This is a genomic window from Kordia sp. (assembly GCF_045105435.1).
In the GTDB taxonomy this organism is placed as follows: Bacteria; Bacteroidota; Bacteroidia; order Flavobacteriales; family Flavobacteriaceae; genus Kordia.
This window is the reverse complement of sequence record NZ_JBGCDL010000327.1, coordinates 15,307-34,446: the sequence shown is the minus strand read 5'-3', so window position 1 is coordinate 34,446 and position 19,140 is coordinate 15,307. Positions and strand designations below refer to the sequence as shown.

The 19,140-nt window shown below is 33.7% G+C and carries 16 protein-coding genes and 3 tRNA genes; 8 read left to right on the top strand and 11 right to left on the bottom strand.

The features are described 5' to 3' along the window. Positions 1-252: 252 nt before the first annotated feature. On the bottom strand, positions 253-1,497 hold the full coding sequence (locus AB8B65_RS16720; protein ID WP_405302415.1) for an efflux RND transporter periplasmic adaptor subunit: 1,245 nt from the start codon (positions 1,495-1,497) through the stop codon (positions 253-255). 165 nt (positions 1,498-1,662) lie between these two features. Between AB8B65_RS16720 and AB8B65_RS16715 the strand changes: the two genes are divergently transcribed. Genes AB8B65_RS16715 through AB8B65_RS16705 form a run of 3 tightly spaced genes read left to right on the top strand, consistent with a single transcriptional unit; the run spans position 1,663 to position 3,141 of the window. Beyond that, positions 1,663-1,923 (top strand): hypothetical protein, encoded by a 261-nt coding sequence (locus AB8B65_RS16715; RefSeq protein WP_405302414.1) that lies wholly within the window; start codon positions 1,663-1,665, stop codon positions 1,921-1,923. Positions 1,924-1,939: 16 nt separating this feature from the next. Continuing rightward, the gene (locus AB8B65_RS16710; RefSeq protein ID WP_405302413.1) at positions 1,940-2,908 is read left to right on the top strand and encodes a sensor histidine kinase; all 969 of its coding nucleotides are present in this window, start codon (positions 1,940-1,942) and stop codon (positions 2,906-2,908) included. Positions 2,909-2,910: 2 nt separating this feature from the next. Continuing rightward, on the top strand, positions 2,911-3,141 hold the full coding sequence (locus AB8B65_RS16705; RefSeq protein ID WP_405302412.1) for a hypothetical protein: 231 nt from the start codon (positions 2,911-2,913) through the stop codon (positions 3,139-3,141). Here AB8B65_RS16705 and AB8B65_RS16700 read toward each other — a convergent pair. From AB8B65_RS16700 to AB8B65_RS16665, 8 genes are all read right to left on the bottom strand, one after another. After that, positions 3,138-3,629, bottom strand: coding sequence for a MepB family protein (locus AB8B65_RS16700; protein ID WP_405302411.1), 492 nt, complete (start codon positions 3,627-3,629; stop codon positions 3,138-3,140). The genes AB8B65_RS16705 and AB8B65_RS16700 overlap by 4 nt on opposite strands. Positions 3,630-3,703: 74 nt before the next feature. Further along, positions 3,704-4,507 carry a hypothetical protein gene (locus AB8B65_RS16695; RefSeq protein ID WP_405302410.1) on the bottom strand — a complete coding sequence of 268 codons (804 nt, stop codon included), beginning with the start codon at positions 4,505-4,507 and terminating at the stop codon, positions 3,704-3,706. Positions 4,508-4,516: 9 nt separating this feature from the next. Then, complete coding sequence (locus AB8B65_RS16690) at positions 4,517-4,990, bottom strand: DUF1905 domain-containing protein (protein ID WP_405302409.1); 474 nt, start codon at positions 4,988-4,990, stop codon at positions 4,517-4,519. Positions 4,991-4,993: 3 nt separating this feature from the next. Continuing rightward, positions 4,994-5,380, bottom strand: a complete 387-nt coding sequence (locus AB8B65_RS16685; protein WP_405302408.1) for a hypothetical protein — start codon at positions 5,378-5,380, stop codon at positions 4,994-4,996. A gap of 720 nt (positions 5,381-6,100) precedes the next feature. After that, positions 6,101-6,174: transfer RNA gene (locus AB8B65_RS16680), tRNA-Arg, on the bottom strand. A gap of 15 nt (positions 6,175-6,189) precedes the next feature. Next, positions 6,190-6,264, bottom strand: a tRNA-Pro gene (locus tag AB8B65_RS16675). A gap of 29 nt (positions 6,265-6,293) precedes the next feature. Next, positions 6,294-6,382 (bottom strand) — tRNA-Ser (locus AB8B65_RS16670). Between the two features lie 152 nt (positions 6,383-6,534). Further along, a complete protein-coding gene (locus AB8B65_RS16665) occupies positions 6,535-8,628 on the bottom strand; it encodes an HD family phosphohydrolase (RefSeq protein ID WP_405302407.1) in 2,094 nt (697 codons plus the stop codon). Between the two features lie 283 nt (positions 8,629-8,911). On the opposite strand from AB8B65_RS16665, the gene AB8B65_RS16660 reads away from it, so the two are divergent. Both AB8B65_RS16660 and AB8B65_RS16655 read left to right on the top strand, forming a co-directional pair. Next, positions 8,912-10,090 carry an acetyl-CoA C-acyltransferase gene (locus AB8B65_RS16660; protein WP_405302406.1) on the top strand — a complete coding sequence of 393 codons (1,179 nt, stop codon included), beginning with the start codon at positions 8,912-8,914 and terminating at the stop codon, positions 10,088-10,090. Positions 10,091-10,124: 34 nt separating this feature from the next. Continuing rightward, positions 10,125-10,871 (top strand): NlpC/P60 family protein, encoded by a 747-nt coding sequence (locus AB8B65_RS16655; protein ID WP_405302405.1) that lies wholly within the window; start codon positions 10,125-10,127, stop codon positions 10,869-10,871. Between the two features lie 100 nt (positions 10,872-10,971). Here the strand turns inward: AB8B65_RS16655 and AB8B65_RS16650 are convergent, their stop codons facing one another. Together AB8B65_RS16650 and gyrA are read right to left on the bottom strand one after the other, a co-directional pair. Next, on the bottom strand, positions 10,972-12,255 hold the full coding sequence (locus AB8B65_RS16650; protein WP_405302404.1) for a tetratricopeptide repeat protein: 1,284 nt from the start codon (positions 12,253-12,255) through the stop codon (positions 10,972-10,974). 36 nt (positions 12,256-12,291) lie between these two features. Continuing rightward, on the bottom strand, positions 12,292-14,835 hold the full coding sequence (gyrA, locus tag AB8B65_RS16645) for a DNA gyrase subunit A (protein WP_405302403.1): 2,544 nt from the start codon (positions 14,833-14,835) through the stop codon (positions 12,292-12,294). A gap of 260 nt (positions 14,836-15,095) precedes the next feature. Here gyrA and AB8B65_RS16640 point away from each other — a divergent pair, with 260 nt between their 5' ends. From AB8B65_RS16640 to AB8B65_RS16630, 3 genes are all read left to right on the top strand, one after another. After that, complete coding sequence (locus AB8B65_RS16640) at positions 15,096-17,651, top strand: ATP-dependent Clp protease ATP-binding subunit (protein WP_405302402.1); 2,556 nt, start codon at positions 15,096-15,098, stop codon at positions 17,649-17,651. A 187-nt stretch (positions 17,652-17,838) separates the two neighbouring features. Next, on the top strand, positions 17,839-18,264 hold the full coding sequence (locus AB8B65_RS16635; RefSeq protein WP_405302401.1) for an STAS/SEC14 domain-containing protein: 426 nt from the start codon (positions 17,839-17,841) through the stop codon (positions 18,262-18,264). A gap of 202 nt (positions 18,265-18,466) precedes the next feature. After that, positions 18,467-18,640 carry a hypothetical protein gene (locus tag AB8B65_RS16630; protein ID WP_405302400.1) on the top strand — a complete coding sequence of 58 codons (174 nt, stop codon included), beginning with the start codon at positions 18,467-18,469 and terminating at the stop codon, positions 18,638-18,640. Positions 18,641-19,140 lie beyond the last annotated feature (500 nt).

The window sequence follows — 19,140 nt, the reverse complement described above, 5'->3', positions numbered from 1 at the left end:
AATTTTACGATTGAAAATGAGTCAAATTTGTATCGAGAATAGAATATTTTGTACTAAACAGTTCTCGATACGATTTTTCGTACCTCAAAATCACTCGAAATGACGCTTCGTTATACTTTTGAATTCAAAATGCACAACGGGTTTGGTTTATTGATTCGATATAAACTATTAAACTTATAAACTCCTAAACTAATTTTCATAAAAATATCGTGACAAGCTTTTCCAAAATAATATATACAAGTACAAACATGCTTAGTTGATGTTTAATTCTTCCATTTCTTTATAAGCGTCATAACTCGAAGTAATCACGCGATCGCCCACTTGTAAACCTTCCAATACTTCATAATAAAAAGGATTTTCACGTCCGATGTGTACATTTCGTTTCACCGCTTTATTGTCTGAATTTAGTACAAAAACCCATTTTCCGTTGGTACTTTGATAAAATAATCCTTTTGGTAATAACAAAGCTTCACTATTGTTCGATAAAAACATTTTACTCTTTAAAGACATTCCTCTGCGAATTCCTTTTGAAATAGAATCAGTGTCAAATTGTAATTCGACTTGAAAACCTCCTTTTACAATCTCAGGATATATTTTTGAGACACGAATTGGCATTTTCTGTTTGTCAACAGTCACCGTTCCTCTAATATCTTCTTGAAGTTTAGAAATATAGTATTCATCAACCTTTGCCGTTAATTTATATCCATCTAGCACATCAATTTTACCCACATTATCACCTTGATTGTAATTTTGTCCTAAGATTGGATTGAATGATGACAACAAACCGTCTTTAGGTGCTTTTACCATAAAATTCTCTTTATTTTTGCGTAATAATTCTAAGCTTTCTTCCATCTTTTGAACCGAAGCATTGATTCGCGCCAACTGCACATTACGATCGCCCTTTTCGTTAGAAACCTTTGCTTTAATTACTTCGTTGCGTTCTTTCTGAAATTTATATTCTTGCTCAGATGTTTCAAATGCATTACGAGCAATCACATCCTTTTTGTACAAACGTTGATCGGTTGCGTATTGACGTTCTGCATTTTTATACGCATTATCAATACTTAACAGCTGTTCATCCAAATTTAATTGTTGGTTTTTAATGTTGACACGAATATTTCTCAAATTATTAATCTGTTCAACAATTGCCGTTTCTTGTGTCAAATAATTCAATTCTGCATTCGGATTGTACACACGTAACAAAGGCGTTCCTTTTGTGACCATTTGTCCACTTTCTACAAAAACTTCTGAAACCGATCCGCCTTGAATCACATTAATCAATACAGTCGTTTTTGGTTCAACAGTACTATTAAACAATAACACATCTTCAAAATCTCCTTTCAACACTTCTTTAATAGAAATCGTTTCCTTATCTAAGTTCACTTGTTTTTTGCGTGTGGCACTCATAAAGATGATTGCTACTAAAACGATTGTTGGAATTCCCCAAAACAGCATACGTTTCGTTTTTTTATTTTTTGGTTGAATTTGCTTGTCCATCTGTACTTTTATTTTGTTTGATAGATAGAATGCCATTCTTGTGCCATGAAAGAATAAACACTCAAAAAACTGAAAATCAAATCTTTAAGAAATAAGTCATTTTTCGAAGTGTTCATTTTCGAACATTTTTTTGTTCATTATCAAACATCTTACTAACTATGTACTATGAGAAAAAAAGAAGCTTCCATATTAATTGTCGATGATGACGACGATATTTTATTCTCGGCACGCATTAGCTTGAAGAAATATTTTACGGAAATTATCACCACAAACAATCCTAAAAAGATTAGCAATTATATCACTTCTCAAACCTTTGATGTGGTTTTGTTAGATATGAATTACCGCATTGGCTTTGAAGACGGAAAAGAAGGTTTGTACTGGTTGCAACATGTGAAACAAACAAGTCATTTTCACCAATATTATTGAGAGTTTAACGCTTGGTGTGTTAATTCTCCGAAAGGATGCAAATGAAAATATTGAAGTATTTCAGTTGAATAAAGCTTTTGTGGATTTCTTTCAGATTCCGAAGTTTTACAATTGGAAGTTGTTAAAAAGTAAAATTACGCCTTTGGTAGCTATTATTTATACAACTCCTTGGAAACGTGTAAAACATACCATTTCACTGACTGTAAACGATCAAGTAGAATCGTTTTTTTTAAAAACTTCTGTGACACATACCAACGAATTTGAATATTTGATGGTGACCATGGAAACTATTCAACAATTGATTGATAAGAAAGAAAAGGAATCTTGGTATAAGTTGATGACCGTGATGTCGCACGAAATTATCAACACCATTACGCCGATTAGTAGTTTGGCGGAAAACTTAGATTCGTTACTGCAAGATGAACCTGATGAAGATACATTATCAGAATTATCGCAAGGTTTAAAAATTATTAAAAAACGTTCGTCACATTTGAATAATTTTGTAACTACCTATCGCCAATTAGCAGAATTGCCATTGCCCGAAAAAAAGAAAATCAACTTTACAGAAACCGTGCAACAAACGTTGGATTTATTCGCGCAAGAATTCAAAGAAAAGAATATTCAGCTTGACTTTCAATCTGAAGAAAACATTCAATTAGTAGCTGACAAACAACAATTGGAACAAGTTGTTATCAATCTAATTTCAAACTGTTTGTACGCCATTAAAGAAACAGACAAACCTGAAATTACGGTAACTATTAATTCCGTTAACAATCGCATTCACTTAACTGTTTCCGACAATGGAATTGGAATTTCACAGAAGATAAAAAACAATATTTTTATTCCGTATTTTACGACTCGAAAAGAAGGTTCGGGAATTGGTTTAACACTTACAAAAAGTATTGTAGAAGCGCATGACGGCACTATTTTCTTTAAATCAGAAAACGGATTAACGATGTTTACGTTAAGTTTTCAAACTATATAATCATGGCAACACAAATCTGTCCTAACTGTAAAAAAGATTCATTTACTTGGCGAATGGATGATGAACTATCTACATTCACAATTTGGGGTTGTTATAATTGTTTTTATGAAGCTTTTGAAAATGAAGCTAATGTGCAAAATTGTGATACTTGTGAAAAAAAGACAGCAACAAAACTAAAAGATGCTACTCAAGAATATTGGTGGTGTTCTAATTGTGCTAGAAGCAAGAATTAAAGGTTATATAACAAATACGTACGTGATAAAGTTTCCGCTGTATCCATCATCACAAAATACTGCAATTGCCATTTTTGAGTTTTGATTGCTTGTATACTTTTAGGTTTGTCCCAAGCTGGATATACTCTAATTCCGCGTTTTCCATCTTTTAATTCGGTAGCAACAATTCGTTTTTGAATCAATACTGATTTTGGGAATACAAATTGTCCCAATTGTTGTTCCTTTTCCACATTAATTACAATAAAATCGAATGCATCAGTTTCGTGAAAAGGTGCTGTAATTCCTTCTGAATTTCGTTTCCAAATCGTAACAAATTGTCCAACTTTTTTAGGTGTAATTTTTGCTGTTCTGCAAATTATATGAGAAGTTTCAAGTTGAAACGAACACGCTTCATACGCACTACTTTCTGCTTCTAAACGAAAGTTTGACAACTGAAAATTACAGGAATCATACAGACTTTCCTTTATTTTTTTGAATGTTTTGTACATAATTAACTTAATTCTTAAAACAGATGCCAACGAAGAAGAATTAGTAGCTTCGGTACTGTTTTGACAGTATTAGATTAGTGTATAAATAATGGATACCAAAGTGCTACTTGCAATGCTAATGCGACTATGAATGTTAAAATAGAACCAATTTTAGTAACATTAAAAACAGCCTTCGTTTTTCTTTTTACTAAAAAATTCCAACTATAAATAAAGAAAAATACGCACACCAAGAATAGAACTATATTCAAATTAGACATCATAAATCTATCTATCATTTGCTCAAATCGGAAATAAGGTAAATTTGCATAATAAATAAAATCAAAAACATTACTTAAGACTCCTGAAACAATAGTAAATGTTACTAAAATCCATCCAAATTGTGTCCGTTTCCAAAACAAGATAGGACCAACAATAATTGGAATTAAATATAGTAGGTACAATAATAATATATAACTTTCACTAAAATCTACTGAAAAAATTGATGATGAAAATCTTACAATCAATGAATAGTATTGTACAAAGACACGTATAAAAACAAAAGCTACATACAGCCCAATTCCCGTAAAAATCCAACTCATAAAACGAGTTTGTCGTTCATGGTATCCCAATCCTTCTAGTAAAGGATTTATAGGATCAAAAATAGCTTTTGTTATGGCATCTTTTTTTTGTTGTTTTTCTTGAAGAAGTTTTTGTTGTTGCTTCGTATCTTCTATATTCTGAGCTATTAATTCATCTAAGTGTTCTTCTAAAACTCCACGAGATAACAGTTCTTTTTTTGCTGTATCTACCGCAATTGACTGATACTTAGAAGCATTTGAAATAATATCTAGTAATTCTTCTTGGGGCAATTTTTTGTAACGTTCTGTAAATTCTGTCATATATCAAGTTTACCAATTACTTTTCTTGGCGCGTTGTTTTTGGTGTTCCGTTTGTAAAAAATTTAGAATTGTTTCTACCTGTTTATCTACATTTTTGATACGCAGCACACTAAAAATTAAGGTACGTTTTCGTCCGTCGGTTAATTTATTATAAATACTTTCTCCTTCGGGATCTTGTGCTAAAAACACTTCTAAAACTTCTGGGATTTCTACGCCAAGCGGATTTGGGTCAATTTCAAGTTCGTATGAAATGGTTTCGCCTGCTTCCTTCCCTATTTCTTTAATATATCGTTTGGCAAGCATAATGTAAAAATGACCGTTTCCTAAATGATTCAATCCACAGCGTAAAGTCACTTTAGCATCAATTGTACAAATCAATCGTGTGGCGCTTTTTTTCTCAAATGTGTTCACAAGTGCAGCAGCTATTTCCAAATGATAATAGCTTCCTCTTTTCTGTAGAAGTTGTTTTCCTTTATGAATCATTCTTTATTTTTCTTTGCGATAGGTTAATGTGCTTCCACGATTCAAATAACTCAACACCAGACTTTCATCTGAATATTCTAGCAATCCGTAAACTAAAATGTCGTCTGCATCATTTTTTAAATTCAAATATTCAATTCCATCTTTTTCATCTAGTTTGTAAGTGTATGTTGTTGTAACAGTTTTATCACCCACTTTATTGAACATATAAAATTTTCCATCGTTAATCTCAATTCCCGAATTTTCATCTCTTGTGTTTATCCAACGTCCATTCGTTAAACCAACTGTTTCTTTTTGAGTTGTTTCAGTAGCTGTATTTGTTTTCTTTTCTTTCTGATCGCAAGCAAAAAAAGCAGCAATTACAAAAGCATAAATAAATAATCGAAAGTTCATTTTGTAGTTTTTGGTATGTCTGTTAGCAAATATAAATGAATCTGTATAGAATTACTAAAATGTGGTTTTGGATGACTGATGAAGAGTATTATTTTGACATTGAAATGAAGTAATAGCAAATACAAAACCTTATCACTAGAATAATTGAGTCTTTTTCAAAGCACATCACATTGAGCTAAGTCGAAATGTTGAGTAAGCTCAACATAGTAAAATTAGGATTTCTTCGTGATCCTGAGTATGGGAACGTTGCAAATGCAAAGTCTTGGCTCGCAACGCTCACTTGGTCCTTTTTTTGTCCTTGTACTAAAAACGCTAATGACTTACACAATAAGTTTTCGGATATATTAAACATATATCAGATAGATGAAAAATTAATCGTTCCGTTAAAAACACAATTAAAATATACGTTTGAGTATTTCAATACTTCTAATGAAGACAATACAGAACGTTTAAAGTATAGTTTGAGACTATTGATAAAAAGATCAATAAGATTGAAGAACGCTTTGTAATTAGCGAAATTGATGGAAACTTATATCAAAAGTTTTCAAAGAAATTCAACGACGAGAAAAAAGGAATACAGCAAGAAATTCAAAAAAATAGTTTAGATAGTTCGAACCACTAAAGTAAATTCTGTATTTGAATTAACACACTCACTTTCAATAAGTTTTAGCAATAAAAAAAGCGGACAAAAAAACAATAATGTTAATTTGTCCGCTTTTGTGAGCCCGATAGGATTCGAACCTATGACCGCCTCCTTAGAAGGGAGGTGCTCTATCCAGCTGAGCTACGAGCCCGTAACTCTAATGTAGTCGGGGTGGCAGGATTCGAACCTGCGACCTCCGCGTCCCAAACGCGGCGCGATAACCGGGCTACGCTACACCCCGAAAAAAGTTATCTAATAATTTAAAAAAAGCGGAGAGACAGGGATTCGAACCCTGGGTACCTATTTCTAAGTACGACGATTTAGCAAACCGCTCCTTTCGGCCACTCAGGCACCTCTCCAGTATTTCTTATTGAGTTTAAGAACTTACGCAATCGTTAAATTGCGGTTGCAAATGTAACAGTTCATTTTTTATGAAGCAACTATTTACGTGTTTTTTTAGTCTTTTTTTACTATTTTTTTTGCAATAATTTAGTTTTCAATTATCTACTGATTACTCAGGATATTCAATTCGTAAATGATAGATGTTGTTTAGCTTCTTTTTGAGCACTTTTTTTATGGTTACAATTTCTTTTAAAGTAATGTCAGCATTCATAAATTGTTGTGCTTCCATTTGCTTGTCTATAATGCGTTCTACGAATTGATCTATTTTTTGTGATGTTGGTTCTTTTAAACTTTTAGAAGCCGCTTCTACCGAATCTGCCATCATCAAAATTGCCGTTTCTTTTGAAAATGGAATCGGTCCTGGATATTGAAATTTTTCTATCGCTATGTCTTCATCCAATTCTTTAGCTTTTTGATAGAAATAATATACTGTAGAAGTTCCGTGATGTGTACGAATGAAATCAATGATTCTGTCTGGTAATTTGTTGCTTTTTGCAATTTCAATTCCATCCAATACATGATCAATAATGGTTTTAGCACTTTCATCTGGCGCCAATTCGTCATGCGGATTTACCGAAGTTGCCTGATTTTCAATGAAAAACGTCGGATTGGTCATTTTTCCAATGTCATGATACAACGCTCCTACTCTCACCAACATCGTGTTTGCGCCTATTTCACTTGCTGCCGCTTCCGCTAGATTTGCTACTTGAAGCGAATGATGAAAGGTTCCTGGTGCTTCGTTTGCAAGTCGTTTCAATAGTTTTGAATTGGTATCCGAAAGTTCCAACAGCGATACATCTGACACCAGTCCAAACATTTTTTCGTAAATATAAATTAACGGTTGCACAAATAAAGTTGCCAATCCACATAAGGTAAATTGCATGAAATAGATCCAAATGACGTGTAAATTTCCAGATTCGTTTCTGCTAAAGACTTCCGAAAACTTAATTCCGCCTTCGTGCGTGATGTAAAATGCAAAATAAGCAATGATGTAGATCACAGTAATCTGTCCGACAGAAATAAAGAGATTCGCACGTTTATACAGCTCTGAGACCGTTAAAATGGTAACGATTCCTGCTATAATCTGTAAAAAGATATATTCCGAGCTATTCGGTACAATAAATCCTAATAATAATACAGTAAGTACGTGTGCAAACAATCCTAATCGCGCATCAAAAAATGCTTTTAAAATAAGTGGCAATATACACAAAGGCACTATGTACACGTAGTTTGTATTATATTTTACCACCAAGGTTGTGAGTACGATCATAAATACAATATTCATAAAAATGAACGTGACCTTGTTGTTGTTTTCGTAGATTTCTGGACGGTATTTTCGGATGAATAATAACAACATCATCAATGCAAGTGCGACTAAAATAATGTATCCGAATACAATCCAATTGTAGTTTGACTCATTCCAAACCTGCGATTCGTATTCTTTTTTAAGTGAACTTAATTGTTCAAGTTTTTGTCCTTCTACGACTTCTCCCTTCGCTATAATCCGAATGCCTTTTTGGACATTTCCGCGTACCAACGTAATTTTATTCAATTCGGCTGCAAGGACTGAGTTTGTATATTCTTGATTTATCTCAACATTGCTTTCTATAATTTCAAAAAAGAGATTGTACAAAAGCGTTTCGTAATCTTCAAATGCTTCGCGTTCTACAAACTTTTTAATATACTCTCTAAGGTTATTTAGCTTTATAAATCGGTTGTAACTTACGGTTCCTTGATCTACATTATTCTCAATCAGCTCTACCAATTTATCAGATTTAGACTCATCGATTGTCTCAATGATTCCATTTCTATAAAAATTATCTAGTAACTGACTTGTTTTACGTTTTAAGTTGTTAAATCCGCCTGTATTGATAAGACTGTCAATAGAAAATAATTGATTAAATTGTTTTTCGTAGTTGTTCTTTACACGAGTTGCTACTTCACTACTATATTCGTAATACGTTTTTGCTTTAGCGGTACGTTTTGCCTTTTCTTCTTCTATTTCCTTAGCTGTTTTTGCTATGGGAAAATCAAAAGGAGCTACCAAAGTTTCATATTGCCAAGGTTTTCCTTTTTGAAACTCATATTGAAACTTTCCTCCTTTCGGGAAAAGATAAACGACCAATACCGTGGTAAGAATGTGTAATAGTAGTTTGTATATAAACGACTGATTTTTATATAATTTAGTGATGAGCTTCTTCATTAAACGAATATATGTTAATATTCAAAAGTACTAAAATTAACCGTGTGTTACGGTTTGAAAAACCCAATTTTTAAAAGCCCACGAGACGAACACAAAATTAGAAGCTAAAGAAATCATTTAATAAATAGAAATATGAAATTTAAAAACTGAAACTTATTCCTTCTATTTTTAAAGTTTATATTTATCTTAATATTCAATATCTTTTGTTGCTTAATTGATAATTTATACGGAATTCTTCTAAAAAATAATTAAATTCGCAGCTATTAAACTATAAGTAAAAATCATGAGTAAAAAAGTTGTTATTGTTGCAGCTGCTAGAACTCCAATCGGAAGTTTTTTAGGTGCTTTATCTACTATACCAGCTCCAAAGTTAGGAGCGACAGCTATTAAAGGTGCTTTGGCGCAAATAAATTTAGCTCCAGAACACGTTGAAGAAGTGATTATGGGAAATGTTGTGCAAGCTGGTACTGGACAAGCTCCTGCTAGACAAGCCGCGATTTTTGCTGGAATTCCGGACACGGTTCCATGTACTACAATTAATAAAGTATGTGCTTCAGGAATGAAAGCCGTTATGCAAGCTACACAAGCTATTGCTTTAGGCGATGCAGATATTGTAGTTGCTGGAGGAATGGAAAACATGAGTTTAATTCCACATTATTACCACGCACGAACTGCTACAAAGTTTGGCCCTGCCAAAATGGAAGACGGAATGCAGCGTGATGGTTTGGTAGATGTGTACGATAATGTAGCTATGGGCGTTTGTGCTGATGCATGCGCTACAGAATATAGTTTTTCAAGAGAAGACCAAGACGCGTTTGCAATTCAGTCGTACGAGCGTTCTGCGAAAGCTTGGGCAGATGGAAAGTTTGCCAATGAAGTTGTTCCTGTAGAAGTTCCGCAACGACGAGGAGAACCAGTTATTGTAAACGAAGACGAAGAATATAAGAACGTAAAAATGGACAAGATTCCTAATTTACGTGCTGCTTTTACAAAAGATGGTACTGTTACTGCCGCAAATGCTTCCACTATTAATGATGGTGCTGGCGCAATGGTATTGATGAGTGCTGAGAAAGCTGCCGAGTTAGGTTTAACACCTTTGGCAACTGTAAAAGGATATGCGGATGCTGCGCACGAGCCAAAGTGGTTTACAACAGCGCCTGCAAAAGCACTTCCAAAAGCATTAGCAAAAGCAAATGTAAGTATTGAAGCTGTTGATTATTTTGAATTTAACGAAGCATTTTCTATTGTTGGATTGGCAAATATGAAAATCCTTGGACTTACTGATGAAAACGTAAATGTAAATGGTGGAGCGGTTTCTTTAGGACATCCGTTAGGATGCTCTGGAGTGCGAATTTTAATTACTTTATTAAATGTTTTAGAACAAAACGATGCAAAAATAGGAGCTGCAGCAATTTGTAATGGTGGCGGTGGCGCTTCTGCATTTGTTGTTGAAAGAGCTTAATTTTCCAATTCAAAAAAACACCCAATTTTAATACATGCAATACGGAATTTGCAATTTAAGTATTGTTCCGCTTCGTGCCGAACCAAGCGATATGAGTGAACTTGTATCGCAGGTATTGTATGGAGAACACTTTAAAGTACTGGAACAACGCAAGAAATGGAGTAAGATTCGCATTGCCTTTGATAAGTATGAAGGTTGGATTGATAATAAGCAGTATTTAGAAATTACCGAAGATATTTATAAAGAAAAAGACAAAGAGGAGTTAATTTTGTCTTCTGACTTGGTAGAGTTTATTAGGGATGAAACATTGTTAATGCCGATTCCTATTGGCGCTGTTTTGAATCCGTTGTCGTTACTTTCGCATCAACATGATGGAAATACAGTAAGTGGCGTTATTTCTAAAGAAAATATTATTAAAACTTCCTATATGTATTTGGGCGCTCCGTATTTGTGGGGCGGAAAAACACCTTTCGGAATCGATTGCTCGGGTTTTACACAAATGGTTTATAAACTAAACGGATTTAAGTTATTACGTGATGCTTCTCAGCAAGCAACACAAGGTGAACCGTTGAGTTTTATTGAAGAAAGTGAACCTGGTGATTTGGCATTTTTTGATAATGAAGAAGGAACTATTATTCATGTCGGAATTATTATGGAAGATAATTACATTATTCACGCACACGGAAAAGTTCGTATTGATCGCATTGATCATTCAGGAATTTTTAATGTGGAAACTAACAGACATACACATCGATTACGTGTGATAAAGAAGATTATTTAAGAACTTCAATTTAGATTCACAAAAAGAAGTTTAGTCGGTATACAAAACAACCTCGCAATGAATATTGCGAGGTTTTTTTATGTGTATAAAGTAGTTAAGTTTATTGCCCTAACTCTACTAATTTAGCTTTTACTTTTTTGAATTTATCATCTTCTCCTAAGAAAGAGTATAATCCTTTTAATTGCTTTAAGATACTTACATCATCAGGAACACTTTCAATAAGTCCTTCTAAAATAACTAATGACTTTCTGTATAAAGCAGTTTGTTGTTCTTGGTATTCTTCAAACTTTTTGTTGTCAGCAGAAGAACTTCCTAATTCATTCATTTTATCAACAACATCAGAAGCTTCATCTAAATACGTTTTAGACAAGTTGATTCCGGCATTGATATATCCTGGATCTAGTTCTAATACCTTTTCGTAAGCTGCTCTTGCTTCTTCAACATCACCATTTTCAGCACTAATTACTCCAATATTATAGTATGAATCTACATCATTTGGATTCTTAGTAATGATTTCTTTCATAATTTCCTTAAACTTCGCAGTATCTCCCATTTTGTAGTAGATATTTCCTTTTGTCAATAAAAGAGAAGGATCATCTGGACTTACAGCAATTGCATCTTCTACAGCTTTTAACGCTTTTTCATTATCACCAACATGATTTGTATAAATCCAAGAGATATTTTTTACGATTTCTGGCAATCTTGATTTAGATTTCTCTTGTGTTGGTTTTATATGAGACTTTGCTTTCACAGAAATATCTCTAACCGTTTTATCATTAAATGGCTCTTTTTTTCCTGTAGCAACATTGACTGCAAAATACTGTGTTCTTTCACCTGTATACTCTGCATCTTTAAGCATTTCATAATACTTTAAAGCTTTGTCGTAGTCTTTCCCAGAAATTGAGTTAGAAGCTGCATAGTACAAGAAATCTTTATTTTCTGGCTGCAATGTATACGCTAAATGCAGTAAGTCAGAAGCTTTTGCGTAATCCTTAGCGTTTTGGGCTTTAATAGCCTTGTCCACCATTTTACTAATCATTGTTTGTAAATTTGGACCCGCTTGTTTCGTATACTTAAATTCTTTTTGCTCTTTTTCAAAAGCTATTAATTTATTATACGCTTCTCCTGCAATTTTTAATGATGCATCAGCATCCATTCCTTTATCAGCTAAATCTTGATACGTTTTTCCTTTTAAGTAGTAATACTGCGCTTTGTATTTAGCATCTGCGCTTTCAATTGTAGATGAAATACTTGATAGCATATCTTTTGCTTCTACTGTATTTCCTTTTTTCAATGCTTTTTCAGCAGTTCTTAATTCTTTCTTTTGTGCAAAAGAAAAGGCTGTAATCAACAGTGCTGAAAAAATTAAAATTGTCTTCTTCATTTTGTTAATGTTTAAAATAATTGAGGTTTTTTGTTATTATTCTTGTGATTCTTGATCACTATTGTTATCTATATCAACTGCCGTGCCATTTTCTGTAACGTCTGTGTTTTCAAGACCTTCAACACCTTCATCAACATCTTCTTCTTCATTCATCACTTTAGCAACAGCCGCAATAGAATCTTTTCCTTTAATATTGATTAATCGAACTCCTTGCGTGGCTCTTCCCATGACTCTCAGGTCAGAAACTGACATACGAATAGCAATTCCAGATTTATTGATGATCATTAAACCATCTTCATCAGTTACATTTTTAATTGCAACCAACTCACCTGTTTTATCCGTTACAGAAATAGTTTTTACTCCTTTTCCTCCACGGTTTGTAATTCGGTAATCTTCTAAGCTAGATCGTTTTCCATATCCGTTTTCAGAAACTACCAAAATATTACTTTCCATATCATTCACAGCAACCATTCCAACTACTTCATCATTATCATTAGCTAATCTAATTCCACGAACTCCAGAAGCATTTCTTCCCATTGGACGAGTTTTCTCTTCTTCGAATCGAATTGCCTTTCCAGATTTTACTGCCAACATGACTTGACTGTTTCCTGTAGTTAATTTTGCTTCTAACAATTCGTCTCCTTCTTTAATGGTAATCGCGTTGATACCATTAGTACGTGGACGAGAATATTGCTCTAAAGGTGTTTTCTTAACTTGTCCTTTTTTCGTAGCCATAATTACATAATGACTATTTATGTATTCTTCGTCTTTAAGACTTTGCGTACAGATAAATGCTTTTACCTTATCTTCTTTCTCAATATTAATTAAGTTTTGAATCGCTCTACCTTTCGATGTTTTGCTTCCTTCTGGAATTTCATATACACGCATCCAGAAACATTTTCCTCTTTGCGTAAAGAATAACATGTATTGGTGATTTGTTCCAACAAATAAATGCTCCAAGAAATCTTCATTTCGTGTTGCACTTCCTTTTTGTCCAACACCACCTCTATTTTGTTTTTTGTATTCTGTTAACGAAGTACGTTTTATGTAACCCGCATGCGAAATTGTAATTACTACTTTTTCATCCGGAATTAAATCTTCTATACTAACATCTCCACCAGCATATTCAATTAATGAACGTCTTTCATCACCGTACTTATCCTTAATAACATCCAGTTCTTCCTTGATGATATTCATTCTTCTTGACTTATTAGCCAAAATATCACGGTAATCTTCAATACTCTTCATGATTTCGTCATACTCTCCGCGTAACTTGTCTTGTTCCAGACCTGTCAACTGACGTAATCGCATTTCAACAATTGCTTTGGCTTGAATTTCTGTCAGTTCAAAACGCTTAATCAAGTTGTTACGAGCATCTTCAGCATTTTGCGAACCTCTAATGATGGCAATTACCTCATCAATATTATCAGAAGCGATAATTAATCCTTCTAGTATGTGCGCGCGTTCTTCTGCTTTCCTTAATTCGTACTCGGTTCTACGCGTTACAACTACATGTCTATGTTCTACAAAGTGATGAATCATTTCTTTAAGATTCAACAATTGCGGACGTCCATGAACTAATGCAATATTATTGACACTAAATGATGATTGCAGCGCTGTATATTTGTATAATTTATTTAAAACGATATTTGGAATTGCATCACGTTTTAATATATATACGATACGCATTCCTTTTCTATCAGATTCATCACGAATCGTAGAAATACCATCAATCTTTTTATCATTAATCAAATCGGCAGTTTTCTTAATCATATCTGCCTTATTCACTTGATATGGAATTTCAGTCACAATGATACATTCTCTACCTTGTACTTCTTCCATAACAGCTTTTCCGCGCATGACAACTTTTCCACGTCCTGTTTTAAACGCTTCTCGTACACCATCATATCCGTAGATAATTCCTCCTGTTGGGAAATCGGGTGCTTTTACGTGTTGAATTAATTCATCAATTTCAATATCGGTATTATCGATATATGCATGAATTCCATCAATAACTTCCGATAAGTTGTGCGGCGGCATATTTGTTGCCATACCAACTGCAATACCAGAAGCTCCATTGATTAATAATCCTGGAACTCGTGTAGGTAACACGGTTGGTTCTTTTAAAGTGTCATCAAAGTTTAGGGAATGATCTACGGTATCTTTGTCAATATCTGCCAACATATCATCCGATATTTTGCGCATTCTTGCCTCCGTATAACGCATTGCTGCAGGACTATCTCCATCAATAGAACCAAAGTTCCCTTGTCCGTCAACCAGCATATAACGCAAACTCCATTCTTGCGCCATACGAACCATAGCGTCGTATACAGATGTATCTCCATGTGGGTGATACTTTCCTAATACTTCTCCAACGATTCTTGCAGATTTTTTGTGCGCCGAACTAGATCTTACTCCGAGTTCATGCATTCCAAACAATACTCTACGATGTACGGGTTTCATACCATCTCTTACATCTGGAAGTGCACGTGACACAATGACTGACATCGAATAATCGATGTAAGCAGACTTCATCTCATCTTCGATATTAATGGGGATTAACTTTTCTCCTTCTGCCATGTATTTTAAGTTTTAATTTTTCGAGTTTTACAAATCGGGTCAATATACAACATTTACTAGTATTCAGCGAGGATTTTGCAAGGCATTTTAAGGTTTTTTTATTAACAATTTTTGATAAGTTTTTTTGATAATTTTCTATGATAATCTTTGAAATCGATGTTTTTTTTCGTCAATTGGCGTAAATATGCTTTCATCACGGAACAATTTTTGTATTATTCAGTTTGAAGTATTAATTTTAATGTCGAAAGGAAATAATATTTATGGATGATAATTTCTCCCCAAGGGTAAAAGATGTAATAGCCTACAGCAAGGAAGAAGCATTGCGTCTTGGCCATGATTTCATTGGCACAGAGCATTTAATGCTTGGACTTCTAAGAGATGGAAGCGGTAAAGCAATCAATATTTTAAACGCATTAGATGTCGATTTGACACATTTGCGCCGAAAAGTTGAAATTTTAAGCCCCGCAAATCCAAATGTGGCAGTCGCTCCAAACGAAAAGCGAAATTTACATTTAACGAGACAAGCCGAAAGAGCCCTCAAAACTACATTTTTAGAAGCCAAACTTTTTCAAAGTTCTTCTATCAATACCGCACATCTATTATTGTGCATTTTAAGAAACGAAAACGATCCCACAACAAAACTTTTAAATAAGTTGAAAGTGGATTATGATAATGTTAAAGAGCAATTTAAGTATATGATAACAAATGACGATGATTATATAGACACGCCACGCTCAGAATCATTCTCGGATGATAGCAGCGGATCACAAGAATCTTCAAAAGAAAATCCTTTTGGTTCTTCTAGCACAGGTGGAAAAGTAAATAAGAAATCTAAAACGCCCGTACTGGATAATTTCGGAAGAGATTTAACAGCAATGGCTGAAGAAGGAAAACTAGATCCTGTAGTTGGCCGTGAAAAAGAAATTGAACGCGTTTCTCAAATTTTGAGTAGACGTAAAAAGAACAATCCAATTTTAATTGGTGAACCTGGTGTTGGTAAATCTGCCATTGCCGAAGGTTTAGCCAACAGAATTGTAAAACGTAAAGTGTCACGTATTCTCTTTAATAAAAGAGTAGTAACATTAGACTTGGCAAGCCTGGTTGCTGGAACAAAATACAGAGGTCAGTTTGAAGAACGTATGAAAGCTGTAATGAACGAATTGGAAAAGAATGATGACATTATTCTTTTTATCGATGAAATTCATACCATTGTTGGTGCCGGTGGCGCTACAGGAAGCTTAGATGCTTCAAACATGTTTAAACCAGCGCTAGCAAGAGGTGAACTGCAATGTATTGGAGCCACTACACTTGATGAGTACAGACAACATATTGAAAAAGATGGCGCTTTAGAAAGACGTTTTCAAAAAGTAGTGGTTGAACCTACTACTGTAGAAGAAACAATTGAAATTTTAGAGAACATCAAAGACAAATACGAAGAACATCACAATGTTAGTTATACACCAGAAGCAATAAGAGCTTGTGTTACACTAACCAATAGATATATGAGCGATCGTTTTCTTCCAGACAAAGCTATTGATGCTTTAGATGAAGCAGGATCAAGAGTTCATATCACAAATATTGATGTGCCTAAGCAGATTTTAGACTTGGAACGTCAATTGGAAGAAGTGCGCGAATTGAAAAATTCTGTCGTAAAAAAGCAGAAATATGAAGAAGCTGCCAAATTGAGAGACGATGAAAAACGTTTGGAAAAAGAATTGGCAATTTCACAAGAAAAATGGGAAGAAGAGTCTAAACAACACAAAGAAACAGTTGATGAAGAAAATGTTGCTGATGTGGTTTCTATGATGACAGGAATTCCTGTAAACAGAATTGCACAAACTGAAAGCAACAAGTTAGCACAACTACCTGAGCTCATTAAAGGAAAAGTAGTTGGACAAGATGAAGCCGTTGGAAAAGTGGTAAAAGCGATTCAGCGTAACCGTGCAGGACTTAAAGATCCAAATAAGCCAATTGGTTCATTTATCTTTTTAGGACAAACTGGAGTTGGTAAAACGCAGTTAGCAAAGGTATTAGCACGTGAGTTATTTGATTCTGAAGAAACGCTTATCAGAATTGACATGAGCGAATACATGGAAAAATTTGCAATTTCTCGTTTGGTTGGAGCTCCTCCAGGATATGTTGGATATGAAGAAGGTGGGCAATTAACAGAGAAAGTTCGTAGAAAACCGTATGCTGTTGTATTGCTTGATGAGGTTGAAAAAGCACATCCAGATGTATTTAATATGTTACTACAAGTATTGGATGACGGATATTTAACAGATAGCTTAGGAAGAAAGATCGATTTTAGAAACACGATCATCATTATGACATCAAATATTGGTGCGCGTAAATTAAAAGATTTTGGAGCTGGAGTTGGCTTTGGAACGAATGCACAAAAATCACAAGCTGACGATCACGCGAAAGGTGTAATTGAAAATGCCTTGAAAAAAGCATTTGCGCCAGAATTCTTGAACAGAATTGATGATGTTGTAATTTTCAATGCTTTAGAACGTGAACACATTCACAAAATTATCGATATCGAAATTGCAAAGCTTTACAGCAGAATTAAAGGCTTAGGATACGATTTATTGTTGAGCGATAAAGCAAAAGACTATATCGCCGATAAAGGATTTGACAAGCAATATGGTGCAAGACCTCTTAAAAGAGCGATTCAGAAATACATTGAAGATGCACTTGCCGAAGAAATCATTACTGCAAAAATTCATGAAGGTGATAAAATTTTTATGGATTTAGATGAAGAAAATGACGAGTTAACAATTAAGATTGAAAAAGCTGAAAAGCCCGCAGAATCTTAAAAAACTAACTGTCAAATACATACAAAAATCCTGCTTTCGAAAAAGCAGGATTTCTCTTTTTAATCCTTTTTGTGTTTTTTGAAGATGAAAATTAGTATTTCATCTAAAATATGTACAAACTACTCTAAAAATAATATGCATACATAGCTTATTCCTACTTTTGTTTAAAATCAAAACTTACCTAAGAATGAATATTATAGGGAAAAAATTAAGAGACATATACACTTTCGAAAGAGGAAAATTATACCTATACGATGATTTAGTTATTGGAGAAATTAATGAAGGTGTACATATTTCATCTGAAACCTTACTTTCATTTTTTGAATTCTTCCATGAAAACTATAAAGTTCCTTTTGGATACATTTCACACAGAATTAACTCCTACTCTATAGATCCTCAAGTATACAAAATGCTTCCTGAAAATAATTTACTCAAAGGAATAGCTGTTGTGTCCGATCAAAAATTTTCCTCGTTAAATGCGCATGTCGAAAAAAACTTCTACAACGGACATTATGAATTATTTACCACAATCAATACAGCGGTAAATTGGCTTGACACAATCGCTCTTCATGAAAAGAATAGCATTAACATTTCAGGTAATTCAGTCGCATAGACAATAAAAGAACTACGCTATTTATGGTAAAATATAAAAAGTGTTATAATTACATGTAGTTCATCTATTTTTTGGCAGATAGAAATTAAAAATACTATACTTAGTAAAAGTCAAAAAATGCATATAGCTAACAAAAATAATAACTGTTACATTAAAAAGTATACTTTACAAATAGGTGAAGCAGAAATTTATGATAACTAGTATGACTGCACAACTCAATGAAGGTATAGCACTTAACATTGAAACGGTTACTGAAATTATTGCCATTGCAGAAAAGTACTTTCCTTCCCAATCTTTTGCATACATTACCATTCGCAAAAACTCGTATGCAGTTGACCCAATGATGTATTTAAAGATATTTAAAATTAAAACTTAAAGGCAATTAGCTTTGTATCTGACAAGTTTATCGACAATCATAATGTGAAAATTGAAAAAAAATTTTTAACAAACCAATGCAAATCTTTAAAACCGATTGCTTGGTCTAAAACGTTTTTGTAATTGTTTTGAATGCTAAATTTTAAATATTGAATTACTTCGATCCAACAAACTACTTTTCTTAAAAACTCAAAACGTCACTTCAAGTGAAACTCTAAAAGAATTTTGTATCGAGAAGTCCTTGGAAACACTAAATGTAAAATGCTAAATTTTAAATGTTGAATTACTTCGATCCAACAAACAACTTTTCTTAAAAGCTCAAAACGTCACTTCAAGTGAAACTCTAAAAGAATTTTGTATCGAGAAGCACTTGGAAACACTAAATGTAAAATGCTAAATTTTAAATGTTGAATTGCAAGTTCTTAAAACCCCTTTCTCTTCTGATCTCAAAACGTCACTTCGAGTAAAATTTTGAAAGAATTTTGTATCGAGAAGCACTTG